The sequence below is a fragment of the Xanthomonas sp. NCPPB 2933 genome (assembly GCF_056725225.1).
Map to the genome: position 1 here is coordinate 3,193,530 of NZ_CM161518.1, position 18,028 is coordinate 3,211,557.

Below are 18,028 nucleotides of genomic sequence, written 5' to 3' on the forward strand. Positions count from 1 at the left end.
CATCCAATTCCATTGGGACCAGCAGCAATAACGCTACCGCGAGCAAAACAACAAGTAACAGGGCCCGCATGGTCTACAGGACTGGAAATTTCACTGTGCACGTCGAGCAGCAAGCCAACGGGGAACACTGGAGGGTCTCTCCTTCGAACTAGCAGCTGACATCTCTGCGACAAGGAAGGTGAGCACTAACGCATGGCGGCGACGGAATGTGCCGCTATGCGACTTCAATCGGGCACGAAATTCGGCATCAGCCTCTGGTGAATCGCGCCGCACGGCATCTATCAGGGACGTGTCCGCGAACACGCGCACGGCGACGCCTTGCCCCCCTCGGCCTCGCCATACGCGGGCCTGGATAAAATATTTACTTGCGTGCGGCAGCAGCTCAATTGCACCAAGCGTGCAACGATAGGCAGCTAACTGGAGACCAAGTGAGAGTTGACGGCAATCTCCTTGTAAAAGATGTTCAAATTTTGTGGACTTGAATCGCGCGAGTGCCGGCGAGCGGAGCGACTGAAACAGGCCATGCGTTTCGATCTCCAGCGGATACAGATTTGCGACATATTCCTGAAGAAGTTGGGACTCAATCACTGCGACACGCGTAATCTCCATTGCAGCCGCGTGGTGTCCACGCGCGCGCAGGTCTGCCACGATATCTTTACGCATTCGATTGATCTGAACACTAACATCAGAATAGTCAACGACTTGACTGCGCAATGTTCGCTCTGCGGCCAAATAACTATCTCTTACAGCTTTTTCCGCCTCCGCCCTGATATTGCGAATGGTATCGAAGCGCCTGAAAGGCTTCGTAATCCGCGCCCCAAAAATAAACAGGGCTGTGCTAACAACCAAATGCACCGCTTGAATTATGAATAAATCTTTATCATAAAATCCTACCTTATAGGCAGCAGGGATGCTGATAGCAAGCGCAACACTTGCAAGCAAGGTCCCTAGTACTGTCCCCATTCCGCCATGACGACGAGTCAAGACGATTGCGGGCCCCATTAAAGCGATCATAATAATATTACGGTAATAAACAGGATACACGTAATAAAGCATATAAAACAGTGAAACGATGAAGATAATGGAAAAGCCGAGGTCACGCGGCAAGTCTATCCGAATCGGCTTCAGCTTTTTGGGCGACCAAAGCATCGTAGGAAGCAAGAACATCAAGATGCCAAAATAGCCTCCGAGAGTGTAACGCAGCAGGAAACCCATTGTCTGCGCTGTAGTCGGACCATCTAGGACAGCATTTATCAAAATGCTCCACAACGCGTTGCAGAATGCAACAAAAATGGCAAACGGAATTAACCAACGCGACTGATAAATAATTCCACGTGAATAATGCCGGGCTAGCCAAATGATATAAGCGAGCATCGGCGCGTGCAGGAATGGACTGACGTAAGCCCATGTCAAATCGTAACCCTGCCGTTGCGAGAGGGGAACACGAAGCCAAAGCATCGCTGCCGCATCGCCCGCCAGCAAGAATGGCCACTCGCGATATGGGCGAAACAACAATGTAACGACTCTTAATCCGACTGGCAGATACCATTGATCAATGGAGAAGAACCAAAGCATTACAAACGTTAGCCCGTAGCACACGCTGATCAGCGTGCCTCTCAAGACTTCTTTAGCTACTGCCATTCCACCACTCCTTGGTTCCACGATTCGCCCTAGTCTGGAGGGAACTGTCTGTTCGAGTATAGCGTTGGCGCACAATTTGCACGAAGCGCAATGGACAGACTCCGAGCTTCTAGGCGGTTATCCCCTAGAGCGACCCACTTTGCACTTTACTGGTGCATTGGCTCATACAGCGATGCAGACACATCAGCGCGTAGCGATGAGCTGTGCTGATCGCTTGCAGCACTGAGCGCAAGCGCATAATTGCTTCAAGCGATCACCACCGCCTTGATGGGACAGCTTATGCAGTTGCGCTTCTATGCTCGGCATAAGCAAGACCATCAACGAAGAAGGCCGCGCAATGCGCGGCCTTCTTCGTTTTACATGCCGATATCGGCATAACAGACAGGATCAGCCTTCCATCTGCTCCAGTTCCTTGCCCTTGGTCTCGTAGACGTACTTGAGCACGAAGAACACCGAGATGAAGGCGGCCACGGTGTAGATGCCGTAGGCACCGGCCAGACCGATGCTGCCAAGCAGGATCGGGAAGCTGACGGTGATGGCGAAGTTGGAGGTCCACTGCGCCGCACCGGCGATGGCCAGGCCCGAGCCGCGGATCTGGTTGGGGAACATCTCGCCCAGCATCACCCACATCACCGGGCCCCATGAGGCATTGAAGAACACCACATAGACATTGGCGGCCACCAGCGCGAGCATGCCCATGGCATCGGACATGGCCAGCTTGCCAGCGGCATCCAGCGAGGCGGTGGCGAAGGCATAGGTGACCAGGGCCAGCGACACGGTCATGCCGACCGAGCCGATCCACAGCAACGGCTTGCGACCGATCTTGTCGACCAGCATCACCGTGACCAGGCAGGCGCCAATGCTGAGGCCGCCGGAGAGCACGTTGATCAGCAGCGCGTCCTGCTCGGAGAAGCCCACTGCTTGCCACAACACCGCGCCGTAATAGAACACCACGTTGATGCCGACCAGCTGCTGGAACACCGCCAGGCCCACGCCGATCCAGACGATCGGGCGAACCTTGCCGGTGGCTGTGCTGATCAGGTCGGAGAACTTGGGCTTGTGCTGGTCGGCCGACATGGACGCCGAGATTTCGGTCAACTTGGTCTGCGCCGCAGCGTTGCCGTACAAGCGCTTCAACACCGCCAGCGCCTGCTCGCGACGCCCCTTGACCACCAGGTAGCGCGGGCTTTCGGGGATGACCAGCAGCAACAACAGAAATGCCAGCGAGGGAATCGCCTGCATCCAGAACATCCAGCGCCACGCGGCCTGCCCGCCCCATAACGGCTCGGTGGAGGCACCAGCGGCTTTTGCCAACAAATAGTTGCTCAGGAAGGCGCAGAACAGCCCGCTGATGATGGCGATCTGCTGCACGGTGGCCAGGCGGCCGCGATAGCGCGCGGAGGCGACCTCGGCGATGTAGGCCGGCGAGATGACGCTTGCCGCGCCCACTGCAAAGCCGCCCATCACGCGAGCGAAAATGAAAAACAAGGAGTTGTGCGCGGCGCCAGCGGCGATCGCCGAGACCAGAAACAGTGCCGCAGAAATGATCAGGACCGCGCGGCGGCCCCAACGGTCGGCCAAATAGCCGGCAAAGAAGGCGCCAATAGCGCAGCCCACCAACATTGAGGCGACTTCTAAGCCAGTCAAGAAGGCGCTGGAATTGAAGGTCTGCTTCAGGCCATCGACAGTGCCGTTGATCACGCCGCTATCGAAACCGAACAAAAATCCGCCGATCGTGGCTACACAACTGATCAGGACGATAAAACGGGTGTTCTCACCGGCATCGGGGGCGCCGTTTACGGAGACACTGGACATGGGGTCACCTGGAAGCATGCAAAGGAGCGGCCATGGGGGTGGCCGGCATCGGCCGGCGACGCACAATGCGCCGCCGGCCACGGGACATCAACGCGTCAGATACTGATTGATCAGGTTCTCGTAGGCTTCCTGGCGGCCGCTGATCTGCTTTGGTTCATTGCCGGCCGCATGATTTGCCACATCCACCAGCGTGCTGGTGCCATCGGCGAATGCCGCACCCGCACCGCTGTCGAAACTGGCGTAACGCTCGGCGCGCCATTGCTCCAACGGCGAAGACGTCAGCAACGCATTGGCCACTTCCAGCCCGCGCGCGAACGCGTCCATGCCGCCGATATGCGCCAGGAACAGGTCCTGCGGATCGGACGATTCACGCCGCACCTTGGCATCGAAATTCAGACCACCCGGTGCCAGCCCGCCCTGACGCAGCACCACCAGCATCGCGCCGACGGTGTCGTAGAGATCAGTCGGAAACTGATCGGTATCCCAGCCGTTCTGCGGATTGCCACGGTTGGCGTCGATGCTGCCGAGCAGGCCGGCATCGGAAGCCACCTGCAGATCGTGCTCGAAGCTATGGCCTGAGAGCGTGGCGTGGTTGGCTTCGATATTGAGTTTGAAATCCTGATCCAGGCCGTGCTGACGCAGGAAGCCGATCACCGTGGCGCTGTCGAAGTCGTACTGGTGCTTCATCGGCTCCATCGGCTTGGGTTCGATCAGGAAGTTGCCGGTGAACCCGATCGCACGCCCGTAGTCGCGTGCCAGGGTGAGGAAGCGCGCCATGTTGTCCTGCTCGCGCTTCATCTGCGTGTTGTGCAGGCAGGCATAGCCTTCGCGGCCGCCCCAGAACACGTAGTTTTCCCCGCCCAACTCGACGGTGGCATCGATCGCCGCCTTGACCTGCACCGCCGCACGCGCAACGACGTTGAAGTCGGGGTTGGTGGACGCACCATTCATGTAACGCGGGTGCGAGAACAGGTTCGCCGTACCCCACAACAGCTTGACGCCGGTATCGGCCTGGCGCTGCTTGGCGATGCCGACCATGTGCTTGAGGTTGCTCTCGTACTCACCGATGTCATCGGCATCCGGCGACAGGTCGATATCGTGGAAACAGTAATACGGCACGCCGAGTTTGGTGAAGAATTCGAACGCGGCATCGGCCTTGGCCTCGGCACGGTTCAATGCGGTATTGCCTACATCCCACGGATACGCACGCGTGCCCGGGCCGAACGGATCGGCGCCGTTGCCGCAGAAGCTGTGCCAATAGGCCACCGCAAAGCGCAGATGCTCGGCCATGGTCTTGTCGCCGATCTGCTTGTTGGCGTCGTAGACCTTGAAGGCCAGCGGGTTGTCAGAGTCGCGGCCTTCGAAGCCGATCTTGCCGATGCCGGGGAAATATTCTTTCGCGCCGATGTAGACGGTGTTGCTCATGGGGTGAGATGTCCTTGCTGCTGGGGGAGTTGTAAAGGGTGTTGTCGATCAGCCGGCGTAGAGCGGGCTGACGACCTGCAGGTGCTTGAGGAAGTTCTGGTAATGCTGCTGATACTGGGCCACGCGCTGCGGATCCGGGCGTGCCGATAGCGCCTCGTCAGTCTGCAGATGCTCCAGCACCACATCCGACAAGGCGTCTGCGCCGCCGTCGTCGCGATCGCACGCCCACAACGCCTGCAGCGCGGCGCCGAAGGCGGCGCCTTCGGGCTGGGTCGGCACCACGACCTGCAGATTGAAGACGTCGGCCACCATCTGCCGCCACTGCGCGCTCTTGCTGCCGCCGCCGGTGAGCAGGATGGTGTCGAACTGCAGGCCCGCCGCAACGAAAGCATCGAAGCCGTTGCGCAGGCTGTAGGTCGCCCCTTCCATCGCGGCGCGATAGAAGTGCGCCGGCGTGGTGTTGTGCAACTCCATGCCGAACAGGCAGCCGCGTGCGGACGGCAGATTCGGAGTGCGCTCGCCGTTGAAGAACGGCAGCAACACCAGGCCATCGGCACCCGGTGTGGTGTTGGCGATCAGCGCCTCGGTCTGCTCGCGGGTGATGGAGAACATCTGCATCACCGCCTCGGTGGCGACGGTGCAGTTCATCGTGCAGATCAGCGGCAGCCAACCGCCACTGGATGAACAAAACGCCGCCCAGCGTGCGTCGTCGTCCACCACCGGGTGATCGGCATACGCGAACAAGGTGCCGGAGGTGCCCAGGCTCATGGTCAGGCGACCCGGCACCACATTGCCGGTGCCGATCGCGGCCATCATGTTGTCGCCGCCACCGGTGGTGACACGTACACCGGCTGGCAGATTCAGCGCCTCTGCAGCTGCGTCGGACAACGCATACACCGCGCCGGTTTCCACCAGCGGCGGCAATGCAGTGCGCAGGTCGCGCTGTGCATCCATCGCGCCAAGCATGCGCTCGGACCACTGGCGGGTGCGCACATCCAGCCAGCCGGTGCCGGAGGCATCGCCGACTTCGGTGAAGCGCTCGCCGGTGAGCCAGAAGTTCACGTAATCGTGCGGCAGCATCACCGTGGTCATCGCGGCGTACGCCTCGGGGCGATGCTTGCGCGTCCACGGCAATTTGGAGGCGGTATAGCCGGCCATGATCGGGTTGCCTGCAGTGGCCACAGTGCCGGCCACGCCGCCCACCGCATCCATGATCTCGTCGCACTCCCGCGCGGTGCTGGTGTCGCACCACAGCTTCACCGGTGCGGTGACGCCGCCATCGGCGGCCACCGGCACAAACCCGTGCTGCTGGCCGGAGACCGAGATACCGCGCACCTGCGCACGCAGCTCTCCATCGAGCTGTGCGAAGCAATGCACGATGCCGTCGATCCACCACTGCGCCTGTTGCTCGCGGGTGCCGTCGTCGCGGCTGATCAGCTCCATGGGCGCGGCGATGGTGGCCACCACCTCGCGCTCTTGCGGATCGTAGGCCACCAGCTTGACGCTCTGCGTGCCCACATCCAGTCCTATGTACAAGCTCATTGCGTCACCAATCGGTTGTTGTTGAGGCTGACCTGCTGGGTGCGACCGGCGCCCAGTTCCAGGTCCAGGATCTGCCCTGCGTAAGACAGTTGATAGCGCCCGCCACGGTCGCTGTGCACGCGTGCCTGCTGCAGGCGACCGCCGTCCCATTCCAGGTCCACGCTGGCACCGCCGCGGACGCGCAACCCGCGCACACTGCCGCGCGGCCAGGCACTGGGCAATGCGGGCAGCAAGAACACGCTGCCACCCCAACTTTGTAACAGCATCTCGGTGATGCCGGCGGTGCCGCCGAAGTTGCCATCGATCTGGAACGGCGGATGCGCGTCGAACAGATTCGGGTAGGTGCGTTCGGGCGAGATCAGCAATTGCAGGATGCGGTACGCATGCTCGCCATCGGCCAGACGTGCCCATAGATTCAGGCGCCAGCCGATGCCCCAGCCGGTGGTGTTGTCGCCTCGTGTTTCCAGCGTGCGTTTGGCTGCAGCGGCAAGCTCGGGCGTATCGCGCAGATTGATCTGGCTGGAGGGATGCAGGGCGTACAGATGCGAAACGTGGCGGTGATGGATCTCCGGCGCCTGCATGTCCCAGTCCTGCTGCCATTCCTGCAACTGCCCCGCCTTGCCGATGCGGTTGGGCGGCAATTGCTCGCGCAGCGTGCTCAGGTGTTGCGCAAAGGCATCGTCGACCTTGAGCAGCTTGCTCATGGCGATGCATTGCGCGAACAAATCGCGCAGCAGTTGCGCGTCCATGGTCGGGCCGGCACACAGCGCGGCGTTGAACGGATGCTGGTTTTCCGGCGAGATCGATGGATTGGTCACCATCGCGCCGGTCTGCGGATCCTTGACCAACGTGGCGACGAAGAACTCCGCTGCGCCCTTGAACAAGGGATAGATCTTGCCCAGGTAGGCACGGTCGCGGCCGTAATCCCAGCGGTCCCACAGCTGTTGCAGCAGCCACACGCCGCCCATCGGCCACAGGCTCCACTTGGCGCCATCGATCGGCCCGGCCTGGCGCCACAGGTCGGTGTTGTTGTGCACCACCCAACCGGGCGCGTCGTACATCGCGCGTGCGGTGTGCGCCCCGGTTTTGGCCAGATCGAACAACATGGATTCCAGCGGTTCGACGCATTCGTGCAGCGCGTTGGCCTCGCTGGGCCAGTAGTTCATCTCGGTGTTGATGTTGATGGTGTACTTGCTTTCCCACGGCGGCTGCATCAGGTCGTTCCAGATGCCCTGCAGATTGGCCGGCTGCGAACCGGGCCGCGAGCTGCAGATCAGCAGGTACCGGCCGAATTGGTGATAAAGCGCGGCCAGTGCCGGGTCATTGCCCTTGGCAAACGCCTGCACGCGTTCGTCGGTGGGCAGCTTCGCCGCTTCGCTGGTGCCGAGGTCGATCGCCACGCGCCGGAACAGCCGCTGATGATCGGCCAGATGCGCACGCAGCAATGCGGCGTAGTCCAGCTTGCCTGCTTTTTTCAAACTTGCTGCAGTCAGCGCGAGCGGATCGCCATCGACGGCGTCATAGCGTTGGTAGCTGGTGGCGGCGGTGAGCAGCAACACCACTTCATCGGCGCCTTCGATGCGCAAGCGGTCGCGCAGACCGCTGACCGTGCCGCCCTTGATCTGCGGCAACACGCGCAACGCAAAGCGCAGCTTGCCGTCGATACCGGCGAAGCTGCCGTTGCGACCGCTGAACAGCAGGCCGCCCTGCTCCACCGTGACCTCGCCGGTCTGCGGGCTGTCGATGCCCACGCGCAAGGAAACCGCACGGGGGCGATCGCACGACAGGCGCACCACGATGCATTGCGCTTGCGCCGACACGAACACCTCGCGCTTGTGCACAGCGCCACCGGAACGGAAGGTGGTGGTGACCACGCCGGTATCCAGATCGAGCTGACGGCGATACTCGCTGATGCCGTCGGCACGATCGAAATCCAGCAGCAGATCGCCCAGCGGTTGATATGGCATCTGCTTGAGCGGACGCGAGAGCAACTTGGCATCGGCCAGTGTTTCGGCCTCGGCATAGCGCCCGGCAAAGATCAGCGCACGCACCTGCGGCAAGGCCGCCAGCGCCTCGGGGCTGGTGGCGTCGTACGGGCCGCCTGCGTACAACGTGTCTTCGTTGAGTTGCAGGCGCTCGTGGGCAATGCCGCCCCACACCATCGCGCCCAGCCGGCCGTTGCCGACCGGCAAGGCCTGTACCCACTCGTTGGCCGGTTCGCGATACCACAGCTGCAAGGCATCGCCGGCCGCGGCGGCAGGCAGCGACTGTTTGCCGGCTGCCTTCGCCGGCGCAGCAACAGCGGACGTGGCCGGCGCAGCACCCAGCACCGCGAGTGCGGCACCGGTTGCCTTGCAGACTTCCCTGCGGGTCAGCACGTGCACCACCGTGCTGCATGACCGGACCTGCACGCCCGAGCCTCGCGGCGATCCGGCATCTGCGCACTCACTGACTGACAACGACCTGCGATCATCGACGACGCGCTTTGCCGGACGCAATCTTGCGCTGCAACACGCTGACCGGCTTGCCGTCGTACTGGATGCTGGCGTCGGTCTTGGGTTCGAGCGCACCGGCATCCTCGCGCGGGCCATCGACGAAGCGCACATTGATGGTGCGTTTGGCCTGCATGCCGGTCCAGCTGCCTTCGCGCTTGCCGATGCTCAGCTCGCCCTTGGCCTGGTTCCAGCTCAGCGGAATGCGGCTGAACTCGCCCTTCTCGTAGCCGTAGCCCTTGCCGTCGTCCTCATACAGCGAGAACTGGCCGTCGGCGCCGGTGTAGACCACCACGGTGAGCGGTGCGTCCGGCGTCTGGTCCACGTATTCCTGCACCGGGCCGGTGGGCACGATGGAGCCAGCACGCACGAACAACGGCATGCGCTCGATCGGCGCAGCGGCTTCGATGCTCTGGCCACCTTCGTAGCGCTTGCCGGTGGAAAAATCCAGCCAGCTGCTGCCGGCCGGCAGATACACCTGCCGCGAGGTCGCGCCGAAGCGGGTCACCGGGGCGACCAGGAACGCCGGCCCAAACAGGTACTGGTCGTTGATGTCGCGAACCTTGGGGTCGTTCGGGAAGTCCATCATCATGCCGCGCATGATCACGCCGTCACGCTGATAGGTGTCGCCGGCCAGGCTGTAGATGTACGGCAGCAGCGCATAACGCAGGCGGTTGTAGTAGGCCATGCTGTCGTAGAACGGCGTGCCTTCCGGGGCGATGTTCCAGATTTCGCGGTACGGGAACTGGCCGTGCGAGCGGAAGATCGGCACGAACGCGCCGAACTGGAACCAGCGCGTATTGAGCTCACGCCATTCCGGCAGATGTGCCGGGTCCTGGTTTTCGTAACGCTTCTCCACCGCGAAACCGCCGATGTCGAAGGTCCAGTTGGGCAGGCCCGACAGCGCCATGTTGACGCCCGCGGAGATCTGGTCGTGCATGTCATCCCAGCGCGAGACGATGTCACCGCTCCACACTGCCACCGCATTGCGCTGAGTGCCGGCATAGCCCTTGCGCGACAGGATGAACACGCGCTTGTCGTCGGCCGCACGGTCGCCCACATACACGCCATGTGTGTGCGGCAGCGGATACGAGTTGAAGAACTCGGTGGACGGGCCCAGCGCAGTCGGCGTGGTGCGTGCCTTGCGCTCGCCGATGTCCAGGTTGGAATGCACGTCCGGCTCGTCGGCGTCCATCCACCATGCATCGAAGCCCTTGCTGTTGAGCTTTTCGTTGACCTGACGCCAGTAGATCGCCTGCGCTTTTTCCGAATACGGGTCGTAGAACGAGTTCTTGTAGCCCTTGCCGATCCAGTCCAGCTCACCGACTTCGACATTGCGCTTGTACATGAAACCGGCGGCATCCAGTTCCTTGTAGTTGGCGGTGGTGGGATAGAACTTGGGCCAGATCGAAATCATGATCTGCGCGTGCATGTCGTGCACGGACTTGACCATGCCATCCGGATCCGGGAAGTGCTGCGGGTCGAAATCGTGCGAGCCCCAGGCGTTTTCCGGCCAGTACGACCAATCCAGCACGATGTTGTCCAGCGACAGCTTGCGCTTGCGGTATTCGGCCAGCACGCCGACCAGCTCATCCTGGCTCTTGTAACGCTCGCGGCTCTGCCAGAAGCCATAGGCCCACTTGGGCAGCATCACCGACTTGCCGGTGAGTTCGCGATAACCGGCAATCGCCTGATCGTAGGAATCGGCCGAGACGAAGTAGTAGTCGATCATCTGCCCGGCTTCGGACCACAGCGACAAATCCTTGGCTTCGGTGGCCGGCAGCGGGTCGCGATGCAACAGCGCGATATAGCTGGGGTCGATCAGGTCCCACTCGACCTTGACGGTGTGGCGCTTGCCTGGCTCCAGCTCGAGCTTGAACTCGTGATTCCACGGGTTCCAATTCTGGCGCCAGCGATCGATGATCAGCTTGCCGTCCACGTACAGCTTGGCGTATTCGCTCGAATACAGCGAGAAGGTGTGCTCGCCACCGGTGAGCGCTTCGATCTCGCCCTCCCAGGTGACCTGCATGCGGCTGTCCTTGTCCTTGGTGATCGCCTTCTTGGGGAACTTGGTCAGGTCGCTGAGGTATTGGTAATTCACCTCGCTCTCGCGACGCTCGACGATCTGCTTGCCGTTGATCGCATAGCGCGCGGTCAATGCGCCGGCCTTGCCCTTGGCGTCGTACAACTTGAGCGTCTTGGGCAGCGGCTGCAGGCCGCGCGGGTCGCCCAGGCGGCTGATCGAGTTGTTGTCCCACAGCAGGCCGTAGTTGCGGCTGGAGACCAGATACGGCACCGCCATATCGATATTGTTCTGCTGCAGCTCGACGTTGCGGCCCTTCTGATTCATCCAGCCCTGCTGATGCTGGCCGAAGCCGTACAGCGCTTCGTCATCGGGCGACTGGAAGCGCTGACGCACGCTCAGGTACTGCTTGCCTTCGACCTTGAGCGGGGCAAAGCTGCGCCCGCCGGCCACCTCCGACAACACCGGCTTGCCGTTGGCGTCGGCGAAGCTGACATGGCCATCGACGGTGGAGACCGTGGCGGTGACCTGGCCGGTCTTCAGCTGCACGCTGTCGCCCTGCTCGGCCAGCTGGAACTTGCTGTCGCCCTGCACTGGCACGCGCATCAGGCTGGGCGTGCGCGCGAAGTCGCCATCCGGATCGGCACTGACGCGGATGATGCCGGCATCGACCACCTGCAGACGCACCGGTGCGGCGCCCTTGGCGCTCGGCACCACGGTGACGCCGTCGGCGGCCTTACGCACTTCCTGCGCATGCGCGGCATTGGCCAGCAGGGCCAGCGACAACGCCAGGCACTGAGCGAGCGGTGTACGTCGGATGGCAGGCGCATGCCCGGCGGAACGATTGGTGGTTTGCATGTTCACTCCCTTGGATTTACGAAGCGATGCCGCGGGGGCGGCAGCGCATGGGTTCATTGAATTCAACGTGGCGAACGGCGTGCTGCGCGGCGATCGGGCTGCGCGGCAACGCTGATAGCCGCGCTTATTTGTAGGTGGCCAGCTTGATCTTCAGCAACTGCGGCGCGCTGGAAAAATTGACGCCGTAATCGGTCTGGTCGCCGTTCCAGTTGCGCTCGAACTTCCAGTCGCTGCCCTCGTACACGCCTTCCTCGACACGGTCGTAGAGCATGTTGGCGGTGGCTTCGCTGGCCGGATGCAGGGTCACGCGCACGTGGTAACCGGTGACCAGAAATTCGTCCGGGCCGAGCTCGGCGATCAAGGCCGCGCCGATCGGCTCGGGGTTGCCCGGCGGCTCGCCCTTGAACCAGAACTGCGGCACGCCATAGGTGATGGTGGCGCTCCAGCGATCGTTGAGCCTGAGCTCCTGCACGGCCTGGCCGGGTTCTTCTGCGGTGCCGTGGAGTTTGCCTTCGGACGCGGCCTTGGCGAACGGACGCATGCCGCGTTTGACCAGGTCGAAACCGAGCGCGAACGGCGCCAGCGTTTCTTCGTTGACGTGCTTGGCGCCCAACGGATAGTTGGAATAGCGCGTGTAGTCCATGCCGAACGCCGACCAGCCGATGCCGTCGTGGCCCAGCGTGGGGAACAGATAACGCGCGTACTCGGGGCGGTTGCCGGTTTCGGCAACGAACAAAGCGTTATCCGGCCGCGCGTAACGCTCCAGCACCGTGGTGTACATGCGGTATTCGGGCATGTAGATGTCCGGCGCCAGCAGATCGATATGCGGGCCGGCGGCCTTCCACACATCCAGCACGTTGTCGGTGGGGCCGCCGCTGGCGTATTGACCGGGCTGGCCGGGATTGAACGGGCCACGCAGTGCGGCGTTGACGTACATCGGCAGCGGGTACTCGGCCTTGCCGGCCTCGGCCACTTGATCGATGTAGCGACCGATCGACCAGGCATGGAAAATCTCGTCCGCATCGGCACCGAACACCTGCGCCCAGCTGCCCGGCTGCTTGTTCAAACGCTTGAGCAGTTCGTCCGGCACCGGGCCGTCGAACAGCTTCTGCGCCATCGGCGAGAAGTCGCGCACGCTGCCGTAGGTGCCCGGCTCGTTTTCCGGCTGGATCATGATCACGGTGTGCTGCGGATCGACTTGCTTGAGATGCTGCATGAAGGCAACAAAGGCCTTGCGGTCTGCATCCAGCGTGGCCTGCGCATGCGGCGACAGCGACCCGATCGCCTTGCCCTCGCGCGTCACCACGCGCGGGAAGCGCTGGTTGTCGGTCTTGACCCAGTGCGGTGCGTACGCCGGGCCGTTGTTCTTCCAGGTCGCAAACCACAGCAACACCAACCGCACCTTGTGCTCGCGCGCTTGCGTCAGCAACGTATCGACGAAGGAGAAATCGAACTTGCCTTCTTCCGGCTCAACCTGCTCCCAGGCGATCGGCACCTGCACAGTGTTGGGGCCCAGCACCTGCATCGCCGGCCACACCTTGTCCATCACCCCGGGATAGTTGCTGGAATTGTTGACCTGCGCGCCCAGGATCAGGAATGGCGCGCCATCGACCATCAACGCATGCTTGCCGTCCTTGCTGACGAACTGCGGCATCGGTGTCTGCGCAGACGGCGCCGCCGCAGTGGCAGGGGTGGTCGCTGCGGGACTCGCAGCGGGTGCAACTGCAGCAGGTTTGGCGGCGTCACTTTGCTCACCGGATTGGCACGCAGCCAAGGCCAGCGCCAGCGCGGACAGCAACAGCGGACGCAGGCAACGGCGTGCAGTGGAAGGAGCGATCACACGTGCAACGGGGGAATGCATGGACATAAGACTCCGTGTCACCAGGTATCGGTGCGGAAGGGGGAAACAGGAAGGTGTTCGCGATTGACCAGGTTGGCGTCGTCCGGGTTCTCGCTCCAGCCGTAGCGCACGGCGACCGGTGCGCGCACCGCATCGCTGCGTACGATCACGTGATCGCCATCGAGTTGCGCGGTGGCCGGATGGAACTGCTTGTCGGCACCGGCAACACGGAAGCCTTGCAACGCGCCACCGCCACGCACCTGCAACGCACTGCCTTGCAGATCGAAACTCAGCACTGCCTGGCCATCGGCGAAGCTTGCGCGCTTGAACACCGGCGCGCTGTACACCAGCGTTTCGCCATAAGCCACATGCCGCGCCGCAAGCGCCAGACGATGGCCGACATCGCGCTTGTTAGTGGGATGGATATCGGTGGGGTTGCCGATATCGATGATCACCGCCTGCCCGGTTGCCGGCAGCGCCAGCGTCTTGGATTGCGACTCGCGCAACAGCGCCCACGGGCTCATATCGCCCTTGTCGCCACCGGCTTTGAAATTGGCCAGCTGCACCCACAGAAACGGCAGCTGTTTCGCACCGCGTTCGGCGCGCCATTGCTGGATCATCGCCGCGAACTGCTCACGATATTTCACCGCGCCGGTGTCGCTGGCATTGGTTTCGCCCTGGTACCAGATCACGCCCTTGACCGGGAACGGCTGCAGCGGATGGATCATCTGGTTGTACAGCAGCGTGGGCAGCTGATTCTTGTTGTCGGCCAGCGACACGCGCACGGCCGCGGGGCGGAACTTCCAACCGCTCAAGGCGCGCTTGGCACCAGCGGTGGTCTGCACAAAGCGCTGCTCGTCCGGACCGTGCATGCCGCCGCCACCGCTGAGATCTTCCACCCGTACCGCGATGTGGTTGACGCCTGCATGCAGTGCAGAAGGCGGCACGTTGTAGACGCGCGGCAGGTTCCACTGCTTGGTGGTCTGGCCAACCTGGGTGCCGTTGACATAGGTGATATCGGAATCGTCGATCTGGCCCACGCCCAGCGCAATCCCGGCCTTGGCCTCTGCCGCGCTCAAGGTGACCGTGGTGCGGTACCAGGCGATGCCATCCATGCCGTCATAGCCGCTGAGTTCCCATTGCTGGGTGGTCGGGATGCTGTCCCAGTCGCTGTCATCAAACGTCGGTTCGCGCCACTGCGGCGTGTCGCCGTCCACCTTGGGCCAGCGCGCGATGCGCTTGCCGGTGGCGGCCTGCGCGGCGGCATCGCGTTGCTTGATCGCCTCGATCGCGCCCTGATTCTGGTCGGCGTTCAACCCCAGCGAGGCCGCATCCATCCACGCCTCGATCGCACTGCCGCCCCAGGTGCTGTTGACGATGCCGATCGGCACGCCGGTGCTGGCACGCAGCTCCTTGGCGAAGAAATACCCGACTGCGGTGAACTCGCCGGCGTTGACCGGCGTCGCCGCTTTCCAGTCGCCGCCGGTCAGGCGCGCTTCCGGCTGCACCGACCACGACTTGGGCACCTTGAAGTGACGCAACTGCGGGTCGTTGGCAGCAGCCACTGCCTGCGGACCATCGCTGGCCTGCGCCAAGGGCCACTCCATATTCGATTGACCGCTGGCCAGCCACACATCGCCGACCAGCACATCGCGCACCTGCAATTGCCCGCCATCGCCCTGCACACTCAGCACATACGGGCCACCGGCCTTATGCGCAGGCAAATTCACCTTCCACTGCCCTTTCGCATCGGCCTTGGCGGTGGCGCGCTTGCCGTCGAAGCTGACCGTGATGGCGGCATTCGGCGATGCCCAGCCCCACACCGGCATCGGCTGGTCACGCTGCAGTACCGCGCCATCGGCAAACAACAATGGCAGGGTCGGTTGTGCCAACGCGGCGGGGCTGATCAGCGCCAGGCCCAACAAGTAACCACAGCGGATGAAAGAAGCGGTCATGCAGTGATCTCCAGAGTCGGCGCAGCCACTCGGCGCGCAACAAAGCGACAGCACGCGCCGCCGCATACGGTAAGACAGCGCAATGACGCGCGCAGGTACGCAGCGCTCATCGTGGATCGCCGTAGAAAATGCCACGCCCACCAGTAGCGAAGTACACGCGCCCGGGGATGCGCGGATCGCCGGTCACGCTGTACGGCTTGCCGAAACGGTGCGCGTCGTCGTTGATGCGCAACCAGTGCACGCCTTCGTCGTCGGAGCGGAATACACCGTCCACACCACGCACGCGGCCGGCCAGATACAGCGCTGGCGGTGCACCCTCGCGCAGCGCCTTGCCGATGCCCAACGAACGCGCCTGGTCCGGCTTGGACAAGGTCTGCAAACGACCATCCTGCCAGCGCATCACGCCCAGCGTGGGGCTGGCCAGATACACCACACCCGCCCGCCACGGATCGGGGCGCAGTTGCGGACGCGCACGCTCATCGCGCGCCGGGCTGCCGACCTGCGCAGCGGTGTCGCGAAAGTTCGCTGCGCCATCGCTGCTTTCGAACAAGCGTCCGCTCGCGGTGTCAACCGCATACCAGCGCCGCGCATCGACGCGATCGGCCACCGCCACCGCAGTGTCGGGTAGACCTTGCACACGTTGCCACTGCTTGCCGAAATCGACTGTGCGCCACACACCGCCGTTCTCGGGCGCCCATATAACGTGGGATGCGTCGGCGGAAATGGCGATGTTGCCGGCGCCCTGCCCTGCCGATGGCTCACTGGCAAACGCCGTCCACTGCGCGCCGCCATCGCGCGAGTAGAGCGCGCGGATTTCATTGTTGCGGCGATTACGCACGGTGCCGCTGCGCACCACCCACTGCGCGGCCTGCCCGGCGGCATCGATACTTTCGCCATTGGTCAGGCGCGGGCCGGCGTACTGCAATTGCGCACGGTCCAGATCGTCATGCCGAAAGCCATCGATATCGCCCAGCGCGCTGAGCAGATGCGCGCCCTGCATCGGGCTGAGCAGATCCAGCGGCACGGTTTCTTCCAGCCCGTGGTCCTGAAACCACCACTGCAACGGACGCTGCTGCTTGGCGAAATCCTGCAGATTGCGCGAGGCCCAGATGCCGTAGCCGGTAACGAACAGCGCGTGATTGCTGTCGAACGGATCGATCGCCAATGCGCCCATCCAGTGCGGCGTCGCCTGCACGGTCCACGGCGCGGCGCTGTGATCGAACTGCGAGGCGGCCAACAATGGCGTCCAGCTGCGACCGCCATCGACGCTGCGGAACAAGTCATCGCGCGGTGAGCGGCGGAACGTGCTGGCCAAGAGCACCTGAGGCTGTTGCGGATCCACCGCCACCGCGCCCCAACCGAAGCCATCGCCAGTGGCCGGCTGCGCGATCGGGCTGATCTCGCTCCAGCGCGCCTGTGAACCCGCCTGCGCCGGGGTGTATTTCCATAGCGCGCCACCGGCCATCAGATCCGGGCCGGGCTGGTCGCCGTAACTCAGATACCACTGCCCGTCGCTGCCACCGGCCATATGACTGGGACGCAAGCCCTTGGGTTGCCCGGCCACTGCCGACCAGCTGCGACCAGCATCTTCCGACACATACAGACTGGTCTGCGCAGTGGACACACCCACATAGATCCGCGGCGTGGGCGCACCAGCGCGGCCACTGGCGGCATCGAACACGACAAAGGCGATGCCCACCGCCTGCTCGCGTCCAACATGATTACGCGCAGTGGAACCCGCCAGTGCCTCGGCAGGAAACCCCTCCACACGCGCCCAGTGCGCGCCGCGATCGGTGCTGCGCCACAGACCCGCATCACGCGAACCGAGCAACAGCACGCGGCCATCGTGCGGGTCCACTGCCAAGCGTTCGCCATTGGAACGACCCAGCTGATTGCCACCCAGTTTGAAAGGCAACTCGGCACGCTCGAAGCTGTGCCCGCGATCGAACGAGCGCAGCAGCGCCGCATTGCCGGCGCGCTCGTGCATATAGGTGCCCGCGGCCAGATACAGCGCCTTCGGGTCGGCAGGATCGACCGCAAATGCGTCGATCCCCATCAGATTCCAGTCGTCGGCACCCAACCAATCGGTCAGTGCGATCCACTGCTGCGCACGCGCATCCCAACGGTAGGCGCCACCGACATCGGTGCGCGCATACGCAAGATCGCGCTCTGCGGGATGAAACAGCACACCGGTGACAAAACCGCCACCGCCAATGGCAACGCTGCGCCATTGGTAAGGCCCCTGCGCACCGGAATCGGCGGCATGCAGCCGAAAGACAGACGCCAACAGCAGCAACGCCCAAAGACCGGCCTGCCACGCTTGCGTACGAAGACGACGGCGCTCAGTAGGCGGATCGATCATGACGATCATTCCTCCGGCTCCCTTTGCGGTCGATGATGGCCACCGACTGGAAAAACACCGGTCCAACGAGCTGCC

9 protein-coding genes are annotated in these 18,028 nt (G+C 63.0%); all 9 read right to left on the reverse strand.

What is annotated here, in order from left to right:
* Nucleotides 1-90 precede the first annotated feature (90 nt).
* The gene (locus AC1PLU_RS12995; RefSeq protein WP_481095441.1) at nucleotides 91-1,641 is read right to left on the reverse strand and encodes an MASE1 domain-containing protein; all 1,551 of its coding nucleotides are present in this window, start codon (nucleotides 1,639-1,641) and stop codon (nucleotides 91-93) included.
* A 387-nt stretch (nucleotides 1,642-2,028) separates the two neighbouring features.
* Nucleotides 2,029-3,456, reverse strand: coding sequence for a sugar porter family MFS transporter (locus AC1PLU_RS13000; protein WP_481095440.1), 1,428 nt, complete (start codon nucleotides 3,454-3,456; stop codon nucleotides 2,029-2,031).
* An 87-nt stretch (nucleotides 3,457-3,543) separates the two neighbouring features.
* Entirely contained in the window at nucleotides 3,544-4,881 is a 1,338-nt protein-coding gene (gene xylA / locus AC1PLU_RS13005; protein WP_481106436.1) for a xylose isomerase, read from the reverse strand.
* Between the two features lie 48 nt (nucleotides 4,882-4,929).
* Nucleotides 4,930-6,423, reverse strand: coding sequence for a xylulokinase (gene xylB / locus AC1PLU_RS13010; protein ID WP_481106437.1), 1,494 nt, complete (start codon nucleotides 6,421-6,423; stop codon nucleotides 4,930-4,932).
* Nucleotides 6,420-8,801: a glycoside hydrolase family 95 protein gene (locus AC1PLU_RS13015; RefSeq protein WP_481095205.1), complete on the reverse strand. Its 2,382-nt coding sequence runs from the start codon at nucleotides 8,799-8,801 to the stop codon at nucleotides 6,420-6,422. The genes xylB and AC1PLU_RS13015 overlap by 4 nt, the downstream gene beginning before the upstream one ends.
* A 91-nt stretch (nucleotides 8,802-8,892) precedes the next feature.
* Nucleotides 8,893-11,796 carry a TIM-barrel domain-containing protein gene (locus AC1PLU_RS13020; RefSeq protein WP_481106438.1) on the reverse strand — a complete coding sequence of 968 codons (2,904 nt, stop codon included), beginning with the start codon at nucleotides 11,794-11,796 and terminating at the stop codon, nucleotides 8,893-8,895.
* 124 nt (nucleotides 11,797-11,920) lie between these two features.
* Nucleotides 11,921-13,591, reverse strand: coding sequence for a GH35 family beta-galactosidase GalD (galD, locus tag AC1PLU_RS13025; RefSeq protein ID WP_481108521.1), 1,671 nt, complete (start codon nucleotides 13,589-13,591; stop codon nucleotides 11,921-11,923).
* 83 nt (nucleotides 13,592-13,674) lie between these two features.
* Nucleotides 13,675-15,591, reverse strand: a complete 1,917-nt coding sequence (locus tag AC1PLU_RS13030) for a sialate O-acetylesterase (protein ID WP_481106439.1) — start codon at nucleotides 15,589-15,591, stop codon at nucleotides 13,675-13,677.
* Between the two features lie 106 nt (nucleotides 15,592-15,697).
* Nucleotides 15,698-17,962 carry a WD40/YVTN/BNR-like repeat-containing protein gene (locus AC1PLU_RS13035; RefSeq protein WP_481106440.1) on the reverse strand — a complete coding sequence of 755 codons (2,265 nt, stop codon included), beginning with the start codon at nucleotides 17,960-17,962 and terminating at the stop codon, nucleotides 15,698-15,700.
* Nucleotides 17,963-18,028: the final 66 nt, after the last annotated feature.

What these genes read in the sequence shown, in the direction of transcription:
- AC1PLU_RS12995 (WP_481095441.1), bottom strand. Translation starts at nt 1,641, where the DNA reads ATGGCAGTAGCTAAAGAAGTCTTGAGAGGCACGCTGATCAGCGTGTGC.
- AC1PLU_RS13000 (WP_481095440.1), bottom strand. Translation starts at nt 3,456, where the DNA reads ATGTCCAGTGTCTCCGTAAACGGCGCCCCCGATGCCGGTGAGAACACC.
- xylA (WP_481106436.1), bottom strand. Translation starts at nt 4,881, where the DNA reads ATGAGCAACACCGTCTACATCGGCGCGAAAGAATATTTCCCCGGCATC.
- xylB (WP_481106437.1), bottom strand. Translation starts at nt 6,423, where the DNA reads ATGAGCTTGTACATAGGACTGGATGTGGGCACGCAGAGCGTCAAGCTG.
- AC1PLU_RS13020 (WP_481106438.1), bottom strand. Translation starts at nt 11,796, where the DNA reads ATGCAAACCACCAATCGTTCCGCCGGGCATGCGCCTGCCATCCGACGT.
- AC1PLU_RS13030 (WP_481106439.1), bottom strand. Translation starts at nt 15,591, where the DNA reads ATGACCGCTTCTTTCATCCGCTGTGGTTACTTGTTGGGCCTGGCGCTG.
- AC1PLU_RS13035 (WP_481106440.1), bottom strand. Translation starts at nt 17,962, where the DNA reads ATGATCGTCATGATCGATCCGCCTACTGAGCGCCGTCGTCTTCGTACG.